General features: G+C 71.2%; 10 protein-coding genes and 3 pseudogenes. 4 read left to right on the forward strand and 9 right to left on the reverse strand.

Features of this window, described 5'->3' with window-relative positions; translation table 11 throughout:
- Positions 1-559: 559 nt before the first annotated feature.
- From ACIBAF_RS11310 to ACIBAF_RS11325, 4 genes and pseudogenes are all read right to left on the reverse strand, one after another.
- A pseudogene (locus ACIBAF_RS11310) lies at positions 560-1,615 on the reverse strand (fructose PTS transporter subunit IIA); the annotation flags it as partial.
- Positions 1,616-1,988: 373 nt separating this feature from the next.
- Positions 1,989-2,930, reverse strand: a pseudogene (gene pfkB / locus ACIBAF_RS11315) (1-phosphofructokinase); the annotation flags it as partial.
- 134 nt (positions 2,931-3,064) lie between these two features.
- The gene (locus ACIBAF_RS11320; protein WP_319677324.1) at positions 3,065-3,826 is read right to left on the reverse strand and encodes a DeoR/GlpR family DNA-binding transcription regulator; all 762 of its coding nucleotides are present in this window, start codon (positions 3,824-3,826) and stop codon (positions 3,065-3,067) included.
- A gap of 274 nt (positions 3,827-4,100) precedes the next feature.
- Positions 4,101-5,705 (reverse strand): MFS transporter, encoded by a 1,605-nt coding sequence (locus ACIBAF_RS11325; protein WP_399462934.1) that lies wholly within the window; start codon positions 5,703-5,705, stop codon positions 4,101-4,103.
- A gap of 62 nt (positions 5,706-5,767) precedes the next feature.
- Here ACIBAF_RS11325 and ACIBAF_RS11330 point away from each other — a divergent pair, with 62 nt between their 5' ends.
- Positions 5,768-6,751: a helix-turn-helix transcriptional regulator gene (locus ACIBAF_RS11330; RefSeq protein ID WP_399462935.1), complete on the forward strand. Its 984-nt coding sequence runs from the start codon at positions 5,768-5,770 to the stop codon at positions 6,749-6,751.
- Between the two features lie 356 nt (positions 6,752-7,107).
- Here ACIBAF_RS11330 and ACIBAF_RS11335 read toward each other — a convergent pair whose 3' ends face one another.
- Complete coding sequence (locus ACIBAF_RS11335; protein WP_399463162.1) at positions 7,108-7,908, reverse strand: TetR/AcrR family transcriptional regulator; 801 nt, start codon at positions 7,906-7,908, stop codon at positions 7,108-7,110.
- Between the two features lie 999 nt (positions 7,909-8,907).
- Entirely contained in the window at positions 8,908-9,906 is a 999-nt protein-coding gene (locus ACIBAF_RS11340; RefSeq protein WP_319676964.1) for a sigma-70 family RNA polymerase sigma factor, read from the reverse strand.
- Between the two features lie 219 nt (positions 9,907-10,125).
- On the opposite strand from ACIBAF_RS11340, the gene ACIBAF_RS11345 reads away from it, so the two are divergent.
- The gene (locus tag ACIBAF_RS11345; protein ID WP_399462936.1) at positions 10,126-10,665 is read left to right on the forward strand and encodes a GNAT family N-acetyltransferase; all 540 of its coding nucleotides are present in this window, start codon (positions 10,126-10,128) and stop codon (positions 10,663-10,665) included.
- Positions 10,666-10,724: 59 nt separating this feature from the next.
- On the opposite strand, the gene ACIBAF_RS11350 is transcribed toward ACIBAF_RS11345, so the two are convergent.
- Complete coding sequence (locus ACIBAF_RS11350) at positions 10,725-11,534, reverse strand: dioxygenase (RefSeq protein ID WP_399462937.1); 810 nt, start codon at positions 11,532-11,534, stop codon at positions 10,725-10,727.
- Between the two features lie 310 nt (positions 11,535-11,844).
- Here ACIBAF_RS11350 and ACIBAF_RS11355 point away from each other — a divergent pair, with 310 nt between their 5' ends.
- On the forward strand, positions 11,845-12,354 hold the full coding sequence (locus ACIBAF_RS11355) for a MarR family winged helix-turn-helix transcriptional regulator (RefSeq protein WP_399462938.1): 510 nt from the start codon (positions 11,845-11,847) through the stop codon (positions 12,352-12,354).
- Between the two features lie 37 nt (positions 12,355-12,391).
- Here the strand turns inward: ACIBAF_RS11355 and ACIBAF_RS11360 are convergent, their stop codons facing one another.
- Together ACIBAF_RS11360 and ACIBAF_RS11365 are read right to left on the reverse strand one after the other, a co-directional pair.
- Positions 12,392-13,930, reverse strand: coding sequence for an MFS transporter (locus ACIBAF_RS11360; RefSeq protein ID WP_399462939.1), 1,539 nt, complete (start codon positions 13,928-13,930; stop codon positions 12,392-12,394).
- 157 nt (positions 13,931-14,087) lie between these two features.
- Entirely contained in the window at positions 14,088-14,732 is a 645-nt protein-coding gene (locus tag ACIBAF_RS11365; protein WP_399462940.1) for a TetR/AcrR family transcriptional regulator, read from the reverse strand.
- A 271-nt stretch (positions 14,733-15,003) separates the two neighbouring features.
- Here ACIBAF_RS11365 and ACIBAF_RS11370 point away from each other — a divergent pair.
- Positions 15,004-16,284 (forward strand): annotated as a pseudogene (locus ACIBAF_RS11370) (M6 family metalloprotease domain-containing protein); the annotation flags it as partial.
- Between the last annotated feature and the right edge of the window lie 611 nt (positions 16,285-16,895).

Raw genomic sequence — 16,895 nt, forward strand, 5'->3', positions numbered from 1 at the left:
GGGCAGAACCCGCCCGTGACGGCCAACTGCCCGCTACACTCCCACCGCTCGACGTTTCCCCAGGTCAAGCCACGAAGTACTGCTGGAGTACTAGCGGCAGCTGACACTCTGCACAGAGTGACTAAGGTCGGCGTGAGGTGGCGTGTGCGACCGGACCCCGGCACAGGACCGAGGGTGCCTCCGGCGGACTTGTCCGCTCGATAGCGGATGGAGTTGGTACGACGGCGCGCTGTTGCTGTGTGGACGCTCGCCAACCCCAATCGTTCGCGCTTCGGTCAGAAAGAGGGCGATGTCGTCGAGGCGGGTACCGACGCCGCGAGCCACATGCGGGCCAGACCGACCAAATTAGGAGCCGCACATGCCAAGGGGCCCTGGGATCCAGACAGGGCCCCTCGAAGCCGTTCAGTCACCCACTTCGATACCCAAGCTGTCCGCGAGTTCACGGAGGTCTTCAGCCGGGATCGCGGGGGCTTTCGCCGCTTGCTGGGATGCCCAACGCTCCAAGATTTCGTCCATAGTGGCCCTGACCTGCACTTTCTCCAAGTGTCTTGACGCAAGTGCCGGTCATCAGCCACTTGCGCAGCTTGGTGCCGTAGCTGTCGCCGGACTCGCCGGTCCGCTCGACGGGCGTGCCGCCCTTGGCCGCCGCGCTGACCTCACCGCGCGCCGCCTTCCCGCGCACCTCGGTGATCAGCTCGGCGGGACGGTTGATGCCTGCCTTCACGCCGACGTCCACGGTGGGCTTGCCGGCGAAGCGGTCCTTGTCGCGTACGGGGACGTCGTGGGCGAAGATCACGCCGTCGGCGGCGGCGATGACGGCCGGGTCGAGCCGGGTGAAGCCGGCCGAGCCCTGCGTCTCGACGACCAGCTCGACGCCCGCCTCGCGGCCCGCGTTCTCCAGGGACTCGGCCGCCATGTAGGTGTGGGCGATGCCGGTCGGGCAGGAGGTGACGGCGACGATCCGGAAGGGGCTCTCGGGTTCGGGGGCCGGGTCCGGGTTCTGGCCTGGGGCCTGGTCCGGGGCGGTGGTGGCCGTGTCGGCGTCGGCGGAGGCCGCCGCCGACGCCGACACGGAGTCCTCGGAGGTGGGCACGGAGGCCGGAGCTGAAACCGCACGGGGCGAGGCCGCACCGGACGCCGGAGCGGAGGCGGCCTGGGCCGGAGCCGCCGGGGCCTCCTCGCCTCGGATCAGCGCGGCCGCGGTGCCCGCGTCGCCGGCCGAGCGCAGTGCGTCGGTGAACTCGGCGTTCATCAGCTGACGGGCCAGCGACGACAGGATCGTCAGGTGGGCGTCGTCCGCGCCGGCCGGGGCGGCGATCAGGAAGATCAGGTCGGCGGGGCCGTCCGCCGCGCCGAAGTCGATGCCGGCGGCGCTGCGCCCGAAGGCGAGCGTCGGCTCGGTGACGTGTTCGCTGCGGCAGTGCGGGATGCCGATGCCGCCGTCGAGGCCGGTGGGCATCTGCGCCTCACGGGCGGCGACGTCGGCGAGGAAGCCCTCCAGGTCGGTCACCCGGCCCAGGGACGCCATGCGCTCGGCGAGGGATCGCGCCGCCGCTTCCTTCGTTGGGGCGGACAGGTCGAGGTCGACCAGGTCCGCGGTGATCATGTCGCTCATCGCGGGCTCCTTCGCACGCGTATCGCCCGGGGCGTGGGGTGGTGGGCGGGGGTGGGGGCGGGGACAGAGGTGGAGACGGGGGTGCAGACAGGGGTGAAGACGGTGATGCGGTGGGGGGAGGGGAGGCGGGCGGAGGCGGGGCCGGGGAAACCCCGCCTCCGTGGGGGCGCAGGCGGGTTCGGGTCCTGCGTCCCCTGGTCAGCGGGGCGGCTCAGGATGCCCCGCTGGCCGTCGTGGGCGGCGAGTAACGGGGAGCCTCGCCGCGTCCGGGCCGCTGCCGCTGCCGCTGGTGTGAACGTGTCGGGCGATGTCAGGCGGGCCATGACACCGGCTCCTTCAGTTCGCGATTCACCGGCTCCTTCAGTTCGCGGTCCACCGGCTCCTTCAGTTCGCGGTCCACCGGCACCTCCGCCGTGACCGTCACCGCCGCCAAGTCCAGGTCGGCCGGGGTCGGCATCACGCTGCCGGGCAGCTGGACGGCGGCGGCGCCGTGCGCGACGGCGGAGGCGAGCGCCGCCGGACCGCCGCCGCCAGCGATCAGGAAACCGGCGAGGGAGGAGTCGCCCGCTCCCACGTTGCTGCGTACGACGTCGACGCGCGCGCTCGCGAACCAGGTACCCGTGTCCTCCACGAGCAGTTGCCCGTCGGCGCCCAGGCTCGCGAGCACGGCACGGGCGCCCATCTCGCGCAGTTCCTCGGCCGCCTTCACCGCGTCGCCCACGGTCGCCAGGGGGCGGCCGACGGCCTCCGCGAGCTCCTCGGCGTTGGGCTTCACCACGTCGGGCCGCTGCTGCAGTGCTTCGAGGAGCGCGCGCCCCGAGGTGTCCAGCGCGATGCGCGCACCACCGGCGTGCGCCCGCGCGACCACCTCGGCGTACCAGGAGGGTGCGAGCCCGCGGGGCAGGCTGCCGCAGCAGGCGATCCAGTCGGCGTCGCGCGACTGCTCGCGCACCGTCTCCAGGAGCAGTTCCTGTTCTTCGGAGGACAGCTCGGGACCGGGCGCGTTGATCTTCGTGAGGACGCCGTCCGACTCCGCGAGCGCGATGTTGGAGCGGGTGGCTCCGGCGACCGGGACCGGTGCGACCTCGATGCCCTGCGCGTCGAGGAGGTCGGCGACGAGTGCGCCCGGCGCACCGCCCAGGGGCAGCACGGCGACCGTGCGCCGTCCGGCGGCGGCGACGGCGCGCGAGACGTTCACGCCCTTGCCGCCCGGGTCCATCCGCTCGCCGGTGGCGCGGATGACCTCGCCGCGGTCGAGGGAAGGGACCTCGTAGGTGCGGTCGAGGGACGGGTTGGGGGTCACGGTGAGGATCACGCCCGCGTAGCTCGCGTCGGCGCCGCTCGGGTTCGTCCCACTCGTGGCGCTCGGGCTCGTCCCACTCGTGCCGGTCGAGTTCGTCCCAGTCGTGCCGCTCGGGTTCGTCCCGTTCGTGCTCGGGCTCGTGCTCCTCATGCGCGTACTACTTCCGTGCCGCCGCGCTCGATCGCGGCCGCGTCGTCGGGGCTCAGCCCGCTGTCGGTGATCAGCAGGTCCACGTCGCTCAGGTCGCCGAAGCGGGCGAAGTGCTCCTGGCCGTGCTTGGAGGAGTCGGCGAGCAGCACCACGCGGCGCGCGGCGGCGACGGCCGCCCGCTTCACCGCGGCCTCGGCGAGGTCGGGAGTGGTCAGCCCGTGCTCGGCGGAGAACCCGTTGGCGGCGACGAACAGGACGTCGGCGCGGATCTCGCCGTATGCGCGCAGCGCCCACGCGTCCACAGCGGCGCGCGTCCGGTGCCGTACGCGCCCCCCGACGAGGTGGAGCTGCATGCCCGGGTGGTCCGCGAGGCGGGCCGCGATGGGCAGGCTGTGTGTGACGACGGTGAGCTCGGCCTCCAGCGGGAGGGCGGCGGCCAGGCGGGCGACCGTCGTACCGGCGTCGAGGATCATCGTGCCCTCGGACGGCAGTTCCGTGAGGGCCGCCTTGGCGATGCGGTCCTTCTCGTCGGCGGAAGTGCCCTCGCGTTCGGCGAGGTCCGGTTCGAAGTCGAGGCGTCCGACCGGTATGGCGCCGCCGTGCACGCGACGCACCAGGCCCGCACGGTCGAGGGCCTTCAGATCGCGGCGGATCGTCTCCGCCGTGACCTGGAACTCCTCGGCCAGCGACAGGACGTCCACCCGGCCGCCGTCACGGGCGAGCCGCAGGATCTCCTGCTGCCGCTCCGGTGCGTACATGTCCGTTCGCCTCCGACCCTTGCCAGGTTTATGCCCGAACTTGTGGTTTCGCCACGGAGGCTACGCCCGGATTTCCGGAAAGTAAACAGGTTCGGACCTGATTCGGGCATGAACGGACTTCCATCCAAGATCGACCGTCGTCGCCGCCCGGTCCACCGCCGGACCGACCGCTGCCGTCCGATCCCCCGGTGGCGGCATGACGGTGGCGGCATGACGAGGGGCCCCGCACCTGGGGTGCCGGGCCCTTCGTCTGGGGAGTGCGTGGGTCAGGTCGTCAGCCCACAAGCTCCGTCTCCCGCCCGCGCCCGCGCTCCTCGCCGCGCGAGCTGGCTTCGCCCTTCGAGCCGGCCTCGTCGTTCGAGCCGTCCTCGTCGTGCGAAGTCTCCTCGACCGCGCCCTCCACGTGCTGTGCCGGACGCTTCGGCAGGGCGAACATCAGCAGGAAGATCGCGACCATCACCAGGGCCACCCAGCCCAGGGCGTGCTGGAAGGCGTTCACGAAGGCGGGACGCACCTGGACCGGGGTCAGCCGGTCGCCGATCTCCCCGAAGAAGACGACCGCGACGAGGCCGAGGCCGAGCGCGTTGCCCATCTGCTGGACGGTGTTGATGAGCCCCGACGCCGAACCGGCGTGCTCGCGCGGCACCTCCGACAGGACCGCGTCCGTCAGCGGGGCGACGATCAGACCCATGCCGAGGCCCATCACGACCAGCGGGAGCGCCATCTGCCACGGGGCGATGGCGAGGCCGTAGCGCTCGGACTCCCAGATGTACAGGAGCACACCGGCAACCATGGCCAGGGCGCCCGTCTGGAGCACCTTGCGTCCGAAGCGCGGAACCAGCTGCTGCACGGACAGTCCCGCGGCCATCGACACGGCGATCGAGAACGGGACCCCGGTCAGGCCGGCCTTCAGTGGGCTCCAGCCCAGGCCGGTCTGCATGTACAGCGTCCAGACCAGGAAGAACACGCCGAGGCCGACCCCGAAGACGGTCTGCACGGCGATGCCGGCCGCGAAGCTCTTCACCCGGAAGAGGGAGAGCTCGATCAGCGGCGAGCCGTCCCGTGCGCCCTTGCGCCGCTCGTAGGCGACGAGCGCTCCGAAGACGGCGAGTGAGCCGGCCATCGACACGTACCCCCACACCGGCCATCCCAGCTCACGGCCGCGGGTGAGCGGGTAGAGCAGCATGAGCAGTCCGACGACGACCAGGACGACGCCGACGAGGTCCAGCTTCAGCGCCTTCGGGGCCTTGGACTCCGTGATGAAGCGGCTGCCGAGGATCAGTCCGGCGACGCCGACCGGCAGGTTGATGAGGAAGATCGGCCGCCACTCAAGACCGAACAGGTTCCACTCCGTCAGCAGCGCGCCGAGCAGCGGTCCGGAGACGGCGCCCAGCCCGACGACCGCGCCGAAGAGCCCGAACACCTTCCCGCGCTCGTGCGCCGGGAACGTGGCGTGCACGATCGACAGCACCTGCGGGACCATCATCGCCGCCATGCCGCCCTGCAGGATGCGGGAGGCGACCAGCATCTCCGGGTTCGCGGCGAGGCCGCACAGCGCGGAGGCGAGGGTGAAGCCGCCGATGCCGACGAGGAACAGCCGTTTGCGGCCGTGGATGTCGCCGAGCCGGCCGCCGGTGATGAGTCCGGCGGCGAAGGCGAGGGCGTAACCGGCGGTGATCCACTGGATCTGGCTCCAGGAGGCGCCCGCGTCCTGCTGGATGGAGGGGATGGCGATGTTGACGATCGTGACGTCGACGAGGTCCATGAAGGCCGCGGTCATCACGATGGCGAGGGCGAACCAGCGGCGGCGGTCACCCGGGGTCTTCTCGGGGATGGACGGGGCCGACTGCTCGTCGGTGGAAGTCTCCGTGGAGGTCATGGTGTGACAGTAGGACCGCACTAGGTCAGATCGTGTCCTAGTGGTACGGCATCCTCGGATGCATGACGACGGACACTCCGGCTCGGCTGCTGCAGCTCCTCTCCCTCCTCCAGACGCCCCGCGAATGGCCCGGCGGCGAACTCTCCGACCGGCTCGGGGTGTCCCGCCGCACGGTCCGGCGGGACATCGACCGGCTACGCGAACTGGGGTATCCCGTGCAGGCGTCCAAAGGCTCGGACGGCGGGTACCGGCTGGTCGCGGGCAAGGCGATGCCGCCGCTCGTGCTCGACGACGAGGAGGCCGTGGCCATCGCGGTCGGGCTGCGGGCGGGCGCCGGGCACGCACTGGAGGGGGTCGACGAGGCGTCCGTACGGGCCCTGGCCAAGCTGGAGCAGGTGCTGCCGGCCCGACTGCGCCACCGTGTGTCCGTCCTCCAGGCCGCGACCACACCGCTGACCAGCGGAGACGGCGCGAGCATCGCACCCGAGACGCTGACCGTCATCGCGTCCACGGTGGCCGGGCAGGAACGGTTGCGGTTCGCCTACTGCGCGAAGGACGGCACGCAGACGCGCCGCCTGGCCGAGCCCTACCGGCTCGTGTCCACGGGCCGGCGGTGGTATCTCGTGGCGTACGACCTCGACCGCGGCGACTGGCGGACCTTCCGCGTCGACCGGATCCAGGACCCGTTCGCGACCGGCGCCCGCTTCACCCCGCGGGAACTGCCGACGGGCAGCGCCGCGGAATACCTCCGGCGGTCCATCCAACGGCGCCCGGACTCCGGTGAGTACGAACTCGACGTCACCTTCGACGCCCCGGCCGAGTTCGTGGCGACGCGGCTTTCGGCCTCGCTGGGGACCCCGGTCGCGCACCCGCCGGAGAACGGCGAGAACGGCTGCCGCCTGCACAGCTCGACCAGCGATCCGGTGGAGTGGGTGGCGGTACGACTGGCCATGCTGGGCTGCGAGTTCTCGGTCCAAGGACCGCCAGAACTGGTGGAGTCCGTACGGGAGTTGGGGGGACGACTGGGACGGGCGGCGGGTGGTTGAGCGGGCGGCCGGATGCGAGCGCGGGCGGGTGAGCGGGCGGCCGGACGCGGGCGCCGGCGGGTGAGCGGGCGGCCGGACGCGAGCGCCGGCGGGTGAGCGGGCGGCCGGACGCGAGCGCCGGCGGGTGAGCGGGCGGCCGGACGCGAGCGCGGGCGGGTGAGCGGGCGGCCGGACGCGGGCGCGGGCGGGTGAGCGGGCGGCCGGACGCGAGCGCGGGCGGGTGAGCGGGCGGCCGGACGCGAGCGCGGGCGGGTGAGCGGGCGGCCGGACGCGAGCGCGGGCGGGTGAGCGGGCGGATGCGAGCGCTGCCGGGTCAAGGCTGTTTAGGCTGCTCCGTCGAGGGCTCCGCCGGCAGCTCAGTCGGCCGCTCCGCCGGCCCTCCGGTCGGCCTCTCCGCCGAGTTCTCCCGTCGGCCCCTCCATCGGCCTCTCTGTCGACCTCTCCGCCTGCCCCTGCGGCGACCCCTCCGTCGGACTTTCCGCCTGCTCCTGCGTCTGCCCCTCCGTCAGACTTTCCGCCTGCCCCTGCGTCGGCCTTTCTTCCCATGTGAACCTCCGTAGGGTCCGCAGGTTGTGCAAGGCCAGTTCTGCCGGGCTCTGGGGGCCGGTGGGCGGGGTGTTGCTGGCCGCCCAGCTCTCGACCGCGACCCGGACGGTGGCACTGGCCACCGCTGCCGTGAAGCGCTGGTGCGGTGAGGCAACGTTGTCGGAGGCAGGGGTGGGCGACTGGGCGGCCGTAGGCGCTGCGCCAGCGGCTGCCTGCGCGCGCTCCGCCAGCACCTCCGCGAGCGTTGTCTCCGAGGTGTGGCAGACCTCCGCCCAGACCTTGCCGAGCGCGGGACTCGTTCCGGCCAGCCGGATCAGCGTGCGGACCCACTCCCAGGACGCCGCCGACACTCCACGACCCGGGACGAGGGTCCGTCGTACGGCGTGCTCCAGCGCCTCCGGGACGGGCAGTTCGGCCGGGGCCTCTCGCACCGCCTCCGCCCAGCGCTGGGCGCCCGCCGCGTAGAGCGGGGCGACGGCTTCCTCCTTCGTCGCGAAGTACCGGTAGAACGTGCGCGGGGCGATGCCTGCGGCCTGGGCGATGTCCTCGGCGCGGGTGGCCTTCAGGCCCCGGCTGACGAAGAGTCCGGCCGCCGCCCGGGCGATCTCCATGCGGGTCGCCGCTTTGCGCCGCTCAGTCAGCGAAGCCTGGGCGGAGGGGGAGGTGGAGCTGATCACGTCGGCAGGCTATGCCCATGTGGCACAATCTGCCATTCGGGCGGGCCACCCCGTGGTTCAGGTACGGGGTGTCCCGCCTTTCCCGCGTGCCCGCACGTTTTCGGTACGCCGCCCGGGGCGTGTGCGCCCGCAATCCCCACTCGGGGGCAAAAGGGAGCCGGGCCCCGGCGCCTGGGGGGAGAGGCGCCGAAGCCCGGCTCGGGGAGAGTCCCGGCGCCGGGGGGATGTGCGTCGGGACTTGGCTCACGTAGGACGAAGATCTCGTAGGGAGCTGCAGGGTCCGGTCGACCCGAACTCCTGTGCCGACCTGAACTCCCGTGCTCTGAAGTCTTGTTCCCGCACTCCTCCTGGTTGAAGCGGCGTTCCCACGCCATGTTTGCGCGGCCCTCCACCACCCGGCGCACGCGGGCGGAAACCCAGCACCAGGCAACGCCCGAGGCCCACTCACCACAGCCCCGGCACGAGCCGCCGCGGCATGGCTCCCAGCCGGCTGTGCACGAGCGGGGCGCCCCCGACGGTCAACCGGGCCTGTCCCGGGCCAAGCGAACGAGCCCACGCCCCGAGCGAAGCGCCAAGCCGAGCCCAGCTCCGCCAAGCCCACGCCTCACCCTTGGCCACGAGACCCGTACCGGCCAAGCCGCAGGTGCCACCCCACGGGCAGACGCACCGGTCCACCCGAGCCGCCCGCCCGCCCCACCGACGGACACGCGATCCAGCCAAGCCGCATGCCTCGCCCCGACCGGTCAGACGCACCGGACCCTGTCAGCCGCACGGGCCTGCCGCCGTGGCGGGCATCAACCCAGCCCAACCGCACGCCCCGCGCCCCGCGCCAGCCCTCAGGCAGTGCCTCGCCGTACGCTCAGACTCGCCCAGCCCAGCCCAGCGCAACCCAGCCCGGCCACGCCGGCGGAGCGTGGCGTGCCGTGCCGTGCGTTACGCCGCTGCCTCGAAGCCTGTGTCGCGGGCCAGCTTCTTCAGTTCCAGGAGGGCGTGCTTCTCGATCTGGCGGATGCGTTCCCTGGTCAGGCCGTGTTCCTTGCCGACCTCGGTCAGGGTGCGCTCGCGGCCGTCGTCGATGCCGTACCGCATCTTGATGATGGAGGCCGTGCGCGGGTCGAGGCGGTCGATCAGGCCGTCCAGTTCCTCGCTGCGCAGCAGGGTCAGGACGGACTGCTCGGGTGAGACCGCGGAGGTGTCCTCCAGCAGGTCGCCGAACTGGGTGTCGCCGTCGTCGTCGACCGACATGTTCAGCGAGACCGGGTCACGGGCCCAGTCGAGGACGTCCGTGACGCGCTCCGGCGTGGAACCGAGCTCGGTCGCGATCTCGGCGGGCTCCGGGTCGCGGCCGTTCTCGCGGTTGAACTCGCGCTGCACGCGCCGGATCCGGCCCAGCTCCTCCACGAGGTGGACGGGCAGGCGGATCGTGCGCGACTGGTCCGCTATCGAGCGGGTGATGGCCTGACGGATCCACCAGGTCGCGTACGTGGAGAACTTGAAGCCCTTGCGGTAGTCGAACTTCTCGACCGCGCGCACCAGACCGGCGTTGCCCTCCTGGATCAGGTCGAGGAGGGGGAGGCCGCTGCGGGGATACCGGCGGGCGACCGCGACGACCAGGCGGAGGTTGGATCGGATGAAGATGTCCTTGGCCCGCTCGCTGTCGGCGACCAGGGCCTCGAGCTCCTCACGGGAGGCGTCCGCCTTGGACTCCTCCTCGCCGTCGAGGACCTGCTGCGCGAAGACGCCCGCCTCGATGATCTGGGACAACTCGACTTCCTTGGCGGCGTCGAGCAGCGGTGTACGCGCGATCTCGTCGAGGTACATGCCGACCAGGTCGCGGTCGGCGATCTCGCCGCCATGGGCGCGAACACTGCGGGCCGCGTCGGTCGTCCCGCCAGTGGCGGACTTGCGACGGGCGACGGCACGGGTTGCCATGCGTGCTCCCTTGCGATGGAGGTTCAGCGGGTGGCCTTCGGACGCTCGGCGTTCTCGGAGGTTTCGAAAGCCCTGAACTGAAGCCTGGAAACTCTCGGAACTCTCCTCGTGTGCCCTGCATCCGATGGAAACAACGACTGGAATCAGGACAGAATTCCCAACCCGCACCCCGATTTTTATGATCATGCAGTACCCTGTCCGACCACGCGGGGAGGCGTGATGCCGTCAGAACGTACAGAGGTGCAGGTCAGACCGGGAGTCGAGGGTGATCTCGACGCCCTCACGCGCCTCTACAACCACTACGTACGTGAGACGTCCATCACATTCGACACCGCGGTTTTCACTCCGGAAGAGCGACGTCCTTGGCTGCTCTCCCACCCTGAAGACGGCCCGTACCGCCTGATGGTTGCCACAGAGGCGGACTCACAGGACATCCAGGGGACCTCACAGGAAATCCTCGGCTACGCCACATCCAGCCCTTACCGGCCGAAGGCGGCGTACTCCACCTCGGTGGAGGTGACGGTCTACGTCGCCCCGCACGCCGGCCGCCGTGGCATCGGCACGCTCCTCTACAAGGCGCTGTTCGAGGCGTTGGCCGGCGAGGACGTGCACCGGGCGTACGCGGGGATCGCGCAACCGAACGAAGCGTCCGCGCGGCTGCACGAACGCTTCGGTTTCCGGCACGTCGGCACCTACCGGGAGGTGGGCCGCAAGTTCGGCCGCTACTGGGACGTCGCCTGGTACGAGAAGGACCTCTAGGCAGGACCTCTAGGCAGGGCCCCTGGACAGGACCCCTAGGCAGGACCTGTCGGCGGGCCTCAGCCGAACTGCACCGACCGCTTCGCCATTCCCATCCAGAACCCGTCGATCACCGACTTCTGCGCGTCCAGCTCGCCGGACATCTCCGCCGCGCCCATGGTCACGAAGAGCGGGGCGAAGTGCTCGGTGCGCGGGTGGGCGTACCGGCCGGCCGGGGCCTTGTGGAGGAAGTCCAGCAGGCTGTCCCAGTCGCGGGCCTCCAGTGCGCGCCGGCCCCAGTCGTCGAACTCCGAGGACCAGGTCGGCACTCCCGGGCCGGTGTGCCGCAGCGCGGCCAGGTTGTGGGTGAAGAAGCCGGAGCCGACGATCAGGACGCCCTCGTCGCGCAGGGGCGCGAGCTTGCGGCCGATCTCCATGAGCTTGACGGGGTCGAGGGTCGGCATGGAGATCTGCAGGACGGGGATGTCGGCGGTCGGGAACATCTCGACGAGGGGGACGTACGCGCCGTGGTCGAGGCCGCGGTCGGGGATGTCCTGTACGGGGATGCCCGGGGCGCGCAGGAGCTTGCGCACGCTCTCGGCGAGCTCCGGTGCGCCGGGTGCGTCGTACTTCACCCGGTAGTAGTGCTCGGGGAAGCCCCAGAAGTCGTAGACCAGGGGGACGGGGTCGACGGCGCCGAGGGCGAGCGGGGCCTCCTCCCAGTGGGCGGAGACCATGAGGATCGCCTTGGGGCGCGGCAGGTCGGCGGACCAGGCGGCGAGTTCGCCGGGCCAGATGGGGTCGTCGGCGAGCGGCGGGGCGCCGTGGCTGAGGTAGAGCGCGGGCATGCGCTCCCGGGGAAGGGATCGTTCCTGGGATACGGCGGTCATGGCGGTGACTCCTTCCGGGACCTCGGCCCCTCACTCCTGGCGTTCCTGGCGTTCCTGGCGTTCCTGGCGTTCCTGGCGTTCCTGGCGTTCCTGGCGTTCCTGGCGCTCATGGCGTTCCTGGCGCTCATGGCGCTCATGGCACTTCGGGCGCTTCGGGTGCTCTGGGCACCTCCGAGCACTCCGAGCACTCCAGGCACCCCAAGCGCTCCCGGCCCGTCAGGCAGATTGCTTGAAACATAAAACGTCAATGTCAGTCAGCATATTCCCAATTGGTTTAAATTTCAAGGAGAAGCCGTTTACAGTGGAGTACATGACGAAGGCACCCGCACCCACTGACGAGCCTCAATGGCTCACCGCCGAGGAGCAGCTCATCTGGCGTTCCTACGTGCACGCCACGACCCTCCTGGAGGACCATATGGACCGCCAGCTCCAGCGTGACGCGGGCATGCCGCACGTCTACTACGGACTCCTCGTCAAGCTCGCCGAATCCGCCCAGCGGCGACTGCGGATGACCGAGCTGGCCATGCACGCGAAGATCACCCGCTCCCGACTCTCGCACGCCATCGCCCGCCTGGAGAAGAACGGCTGGGTCCGGCGCGAGGACTGCCCCTCCGACAAGCGCGGCCAGTTCGCCGTCCTGACCGACCAGGGCCTGGACGTGCTCCAGCGGGCCGCACCGGGCCACGTCGCCATCGTCCGCAACGCGGTGTTCGACCGGCTCACCCCCGAACAGCAGAAGTCCCTCGGCGAGATCATGCAGATCATCGCCGAGGGACTTCAGCCCAACGAAGCGGGTGCCGATCTGCCCTGGCTGCGCTAACAGCCCCTGGGGGCCGGCCGCGCCAGAGCTACGCGCGTCAGTGGACCATCACCGGCACCGCGTCCTCGGCGTCCTGCGCCCCCGAGCCCGCGACCGGGCCCATGTCCGGCTTGCCGGCGTTGACGAGGGTCAGGGCGATCGCGGCGGCGGCGACCAGGATGCCGACGGCGAACCAGATGGCGCTGGTGTAGCCGTGCACCATGCCCTCCAGCTGCACCAGCTGCTGCTGGGGCTTGGAGGCGGCGCCGGCGACGTGGTCCTTGATGTAGGAGGTCGTCGCGGACGCGGCGATCGTGTTCAGCAGGGCGGTGCCGATGGCGCCGCCCACCTGCTGCGAGGTGTTGACCATCGCGGAGGCCACACCGGCGTCCCGCGGCTCGACGCCCTGGGTGGCCATGGACATGGCCGGCATGAACGCCGTACCCATGCCGAGGCCGAGCAGCAGCATCGCCGGCATCAGCACGGCCGCGTACGAGGTGTCGACCTCCATCTGCGTCAGCAGCAGCATGCCGAGCGCGGCGACCAGGAAGCCCGGGCCCATCAGCAGACGCGGGGCGACCCGGGTCATCAGACGGGTGCCGATCTGGGTGGAGCCGGTGATCATGCCCGCGATCATCGGGAGGAAGGCGAAGCCGGTCTTGACCGGCGAGTAGCCCTTCACGATCTGCAGGTAGTAGGTCAGGAAGAGGAACAGGCCGAACATCGCGATGATCGCGAGGCCGAGGGAGAGGTAGATACCGCCGCGGTTGCGCTCGGTGATCACGCGCAGCGGCAGCAGCGGAGCCTTCACCTTCGACTCGACGATCACGAAGGCGGCCAGCAGGACGGCGGACGCGACGAACATGCCGACGGTCACGGAGTCGCTCCAGCCCTCGGACTCGGCGCGGGTGAAGCCGTAGACCAGCGAGACCAGGCCGAGCGTGGAGAGGATGACGCCCGGGATGTCGAGGGCGGAACGGTTGCGGCCGCCCTCGGGCTCACGGATGACGAAGTAGGCGCCGGCCGCGGCGATGATCGCGAACGGGATGTTGACGAAGAACGTCCAGCGCCAGTCCAGGTACTCGGTGAGGAATCCGCCGAGGATCAGACCGACGGCGCCGCCGCCACCGGCGATCGCGCCGTAGATGCCGAACGCCTTGGCGCGCTCCTTCGCGTCGGTGAACATCACGGCGAGCAGTGACAGCGCGGCGGGCGCGAGCAGCGCGCCGAACGCGCCCTGCAGGGCACGGGCGCCGAACATCATCGCCTCGTTGGCGGCCGCGCCGCCGAGCGCGGAGGCCGCGGCGAAGCCGCCGAGACCGACGACGAAGGCGCGCTTACGGCCCCACAGGTCGGCTATGCGGCCGCCGAAGAGCAGCAGACCGCCGAAGGCGAGGGCGTAGGCGGTGACGATCCACTGCCGGTTGCCGTCGGAGATGCCCAGGTCCTGCTGAGCGGAGGGCATGGCGATGTTCACGATGGTCGCGTCGAGGACGACCATCAGCTGGGCGAGGGCGATGAAGGCCAGCGCTTTCCACCGGTTGGCGTCCGGTGCGGCGCCCGTCTTACCGGGGGCCTTCTGGGCTGTTTGAGACATGGAGATACCCGCTTCGGGACTTCGTGACGGAAAAAAGGTGAGAAAAGGGGGCGGCTCGTCGGCAGTGACGGCCGTTCGGGCACAACGTGTTGTGATGACTTCCGCGACGCCGCGGACTAATCGCCGGCTAATCGCTGACTAATCGCTGACTGATCGCTCAGGACTGGCGCAGATCCTCCATGGTCACGGCTGCACCCGGCAGGACGGAGGGGGCCGGGGCCCGCAGCCCGTCCAGGAAGAGTTGCAGGTGGCGGTGGACGAAGCGGTCGGCGCTCAGGCATCCGGTGCCGGCCGGGGGCCGGCTGAGCTGGGCCACCGCGATCATCACGTCCCCCACGCCGACGTCGGGCCTGAGCTGCCCGGCCGTCTTCGCGCGGTCCATGAGCTTTTCGATGATCCGCTCGACCCGTTCGCGCGCGGCTTCGAGGTCGGGGTGCTGCTGGTCGAAGGTGCTGGAGATCATCGGGCAGAGCGCGCTGATCCGCTCGTCGGCGGACACGTGCACGAACCGCTCCAGCGCCCCGAACGCGTCACCGGTCTCGGCGAGGGCGACCTGTCCGGCCCGGACCGTACGGTCCAGCACCGAGCAGACGACCTCACGGACCAGCGCGTCCCGGTCGGGGAAGTTGCGGTACACCGTGGCGTTGCCGACGCCGGCCCGGCGGGCGATGTCGTCGAGCGGCACATCGGGGCCGAACTCGACGAACATCTCGCGGGCGGCGGTGACGATCCGCTCCCGGTTGCGCAGGGCGTCGGCGCGGGGCCGGGTCACCTTACGCGCGGTGGGGGTGGCGGTCTGCACGGCGTACTCCTGCTGGGTTCTGCGACGGTTGCGATCCGGGGATGAAGTCCCCGTTTCACTCGGACACATGGCTAAACGGGGAAGAGGTCCCCAGTTATTTCCCGGACCGGAGACTTTCTTGATGTGACCTGAGCCACACCGCCGTGAGGCGACTACCACCCGGTAATCCACGATCGGTCTCCTCCAGCGCGCGCCCGCGTGCGCCCCGGCACAGGGTGATCGCAAGGGTGCAGCCGGTGACCGGCGGCTGCCCGGAGCGAGAGGCCCCCGCATGCAGCCGCAGCCCGTGCGCACCGCCCCGGCCCGCACAGGCGAGCCGCTCCGCCGTCGGATACGCCCGCGCCGCGTCGCCGCCCTCGCCTCGGTCACCGCCCTGACCCTCGCCGTCAGCACGTCGGCCGGCACGGGTCACCTCCGGCCGTTCCCCGGCTCGGCGACGGCCGGCGCGGGCCCCTTCTCGCTGGCCCGCTCCTCCGCCCTCGCGCCCTGCATGATCAGCGGCCGCTCGTCCGTCCAGATGTCCGAGGGGGTCCCGACCACCGGCGGCTACTCACGTTCCACCGGCACCGTCCGCGCCCTCACCCTGATGATCGACTTCTCGGACGCGCCCGGCCGGGGCAGCGCGCTGAGCCGCTACCGCGAGTTCTTCCCGAAGACCGAGCAATGGTTCCGCACGGCGTCCTACGGCCGCCTCGCCTACCACTCCGAGACCCCCATCCCTCACTGGCTGCGCATGCCCAAGTCGTTCCGCGCGTACGGCATAGAGCGCGGCGCGCCGTTCGATCCCGGCTACCGCGAACTCGTCCAGGACATCGTGGCCGCCGCCGACCCGACGGTGGACTTCCGCGCGTACGACCTACTGAACGTGCTGGTCACCCCGAACGCGGGCCCCTCCGCACTGGACACGGTCCTTTCGGTGACGTTCGCCGGCAACACGCAGGCGCCGGTCGCCGACGGGGTGTCGGTGGCGAACGCGTCCTTCGTCTACTCCCGCCAGGACGACGGCTCCGGCTCCTACGACCGCACCGGCTACCGGGTCCTCCCGCACGAGAACGGGCATGTCTTCGGCCTGCCCGACCTCTACACCCAGGAGGGCGGGGGCGCGGTCGGCCACTGGGACATCATGAGCGAGGACTGGGGGGCCAACAACGATCTGCTCGGCTGGCACAAGTGGAAGCTGGGCTGGCTGGACGCCTCCCAGATCGCCTGCGCGGCGACCCGCGGCACGAGGGAGTACCCGCTGACCCCGCTCTCCCGCGCGGGCGGCCCGAAACTGGTCTTCGTCCCGGTCGACGGCCGCACCGGATACGCCGTCGAACTGCGCAGCCCCGGCGGCAACGACGAGGCGGTGTGCCGGCCGGGCGTCCTCATCTACAAGGTCGACGCCGACGTCGACACCGGCATGGGCCCGGTGACCGTCTACGACTCCCACGCCGACAGCGGCGGCTGCACCCGCAGCCCCAACGTCCACGCGGAACTCTCCGACGCCCCCTTCACCCCGGGCGAGACATTCAAGGACCCGAAGCGAGGCATCCGAATCTCGGTGACGGGACCGGGCACGTCCACCCGCACCATGACGGGGGCAGGCGCGGGTGCAGGCGCGGGTGCGGGGGCGGGCACGGGGACAGGGACGGGCACGGGGACAGGGACAGGGACGGGGGCGGATCTGGAGGGGGACTACCGGGTGCGGGTGACCCGAACGTAGCGAGTCCGGGGAACCCTGAGGCAGCCGGGCCGGGAACCCGGAGGCAGCCGAGCCGGTGACCCGAGAGACGGCCGGGCCCAAGCCCTGAGACAACCAGGCCGAAAGGCAGCCGCAAAGCCCGCGACCGCGCAGACAGCCAGGCCGGGCGACCGCGAGACAGCCAGGCCCAAGCCCCTGAGACAACCAGGCCGGAAGGCAGCCGCAAAGCCCGCGACCGCGCAGACAGCCAGGCCGGGTGACCGCGAGACAGCCAGGCCGGGCGACCGCGAGACAGCCAGGCCCAAGTCCCTGAGACAACCAGGCCGGAAGGCAGCCAGGAGGCAGTCGAGCCGGTAACCCGGGATACAGCCCGGCCAGCGCCCCGAAGACAGCCGGCCCAGGGCCCCGGAGACGCCAAGACCGCGCCCCGAAGACAACCCGACCGAGATGACCCGAAGACAGCCGGGCCGGCGTCCCGA

The organism is Streptomyces sp. NPDC051677 (assembly GCF_044453465.1).
Classification (GTDB): domain Bacteria; phylum Actinomycetota; class Actinomycetes; order Streptomycetales; family Streptomycetaceae; genus Streptomyces.

Excerpts from the sequence above, each read along its gene's own strand:
- ACIBAF_RS11320 (WP_319677324.1), bottom strand. The coding sequence starts at position 3,826 with ATGTACGCACCGGAGCGGCAGCAGGAGATCCTGCGGCTCGCCCGTGAC.
- ACIBAF_RS11325 (WP_399462934.1), bottom strand. The coding sequence starts at position 5,705 with ATGACCTCCACGGAGACTTCCACCGACGAGCAGTCGGCCCCGTCCATC.
- ACIBAF_RS11330 (WP_399462935.1), top strand. The coding sequence starts at position 5,768 with ATGACGACGGACACTCCGGCTCGGCTGCTGCAGCTCCTCTCCCTCCTC.
- ACIBAF_RS11335 (WP_399463162.1), bottom strand. The coding sequence starts at position 7,908 with ATGGAGATCGCCCGGGCGGCGGCCGGACTCTTCGTCAGCCGGGGCCTG.
- ACIBAF_RS11340 (WP_319676964.1), bottom strand. The coding sequence starts at position 9,906 with ATGGCAACCCGTGCCGTCGCCCGTCGCAAGTCCGCCACTGGCGGGACG.
- ACIBAF_RS11345 (WP_399462936.1), top strand. The coding sequence starts at position 10,126 with ATGCCGTCAGAACGTACAGAGGTGCAGGTCAGACCGGGAGTCGAGGGT.
- ACIBAF_RS11350 (WP_399462937.1), bottom strand. The coding sequence starts at position 11,534 with ATGACCGCCGTATCCCAGGAACGATCCCTTCCCCGGGAGCGCATGCCC.
- ACIBAF_RS11355 (WP_399462938.1), top strand. The coding sequence starts at position 11,845 with ATGACGAAGGCACCCGCACCCACTGACGAGCCTCAATGGCTCACCGCC.
- ACIBAF_RS11360 (WP_399462939.1), bottom strand. The coding sequence starts at position 13,930 with ATGTCTCAAACAGCCCAGAAGGCCCCCGGTAAGACGGGCGCCGCACCG.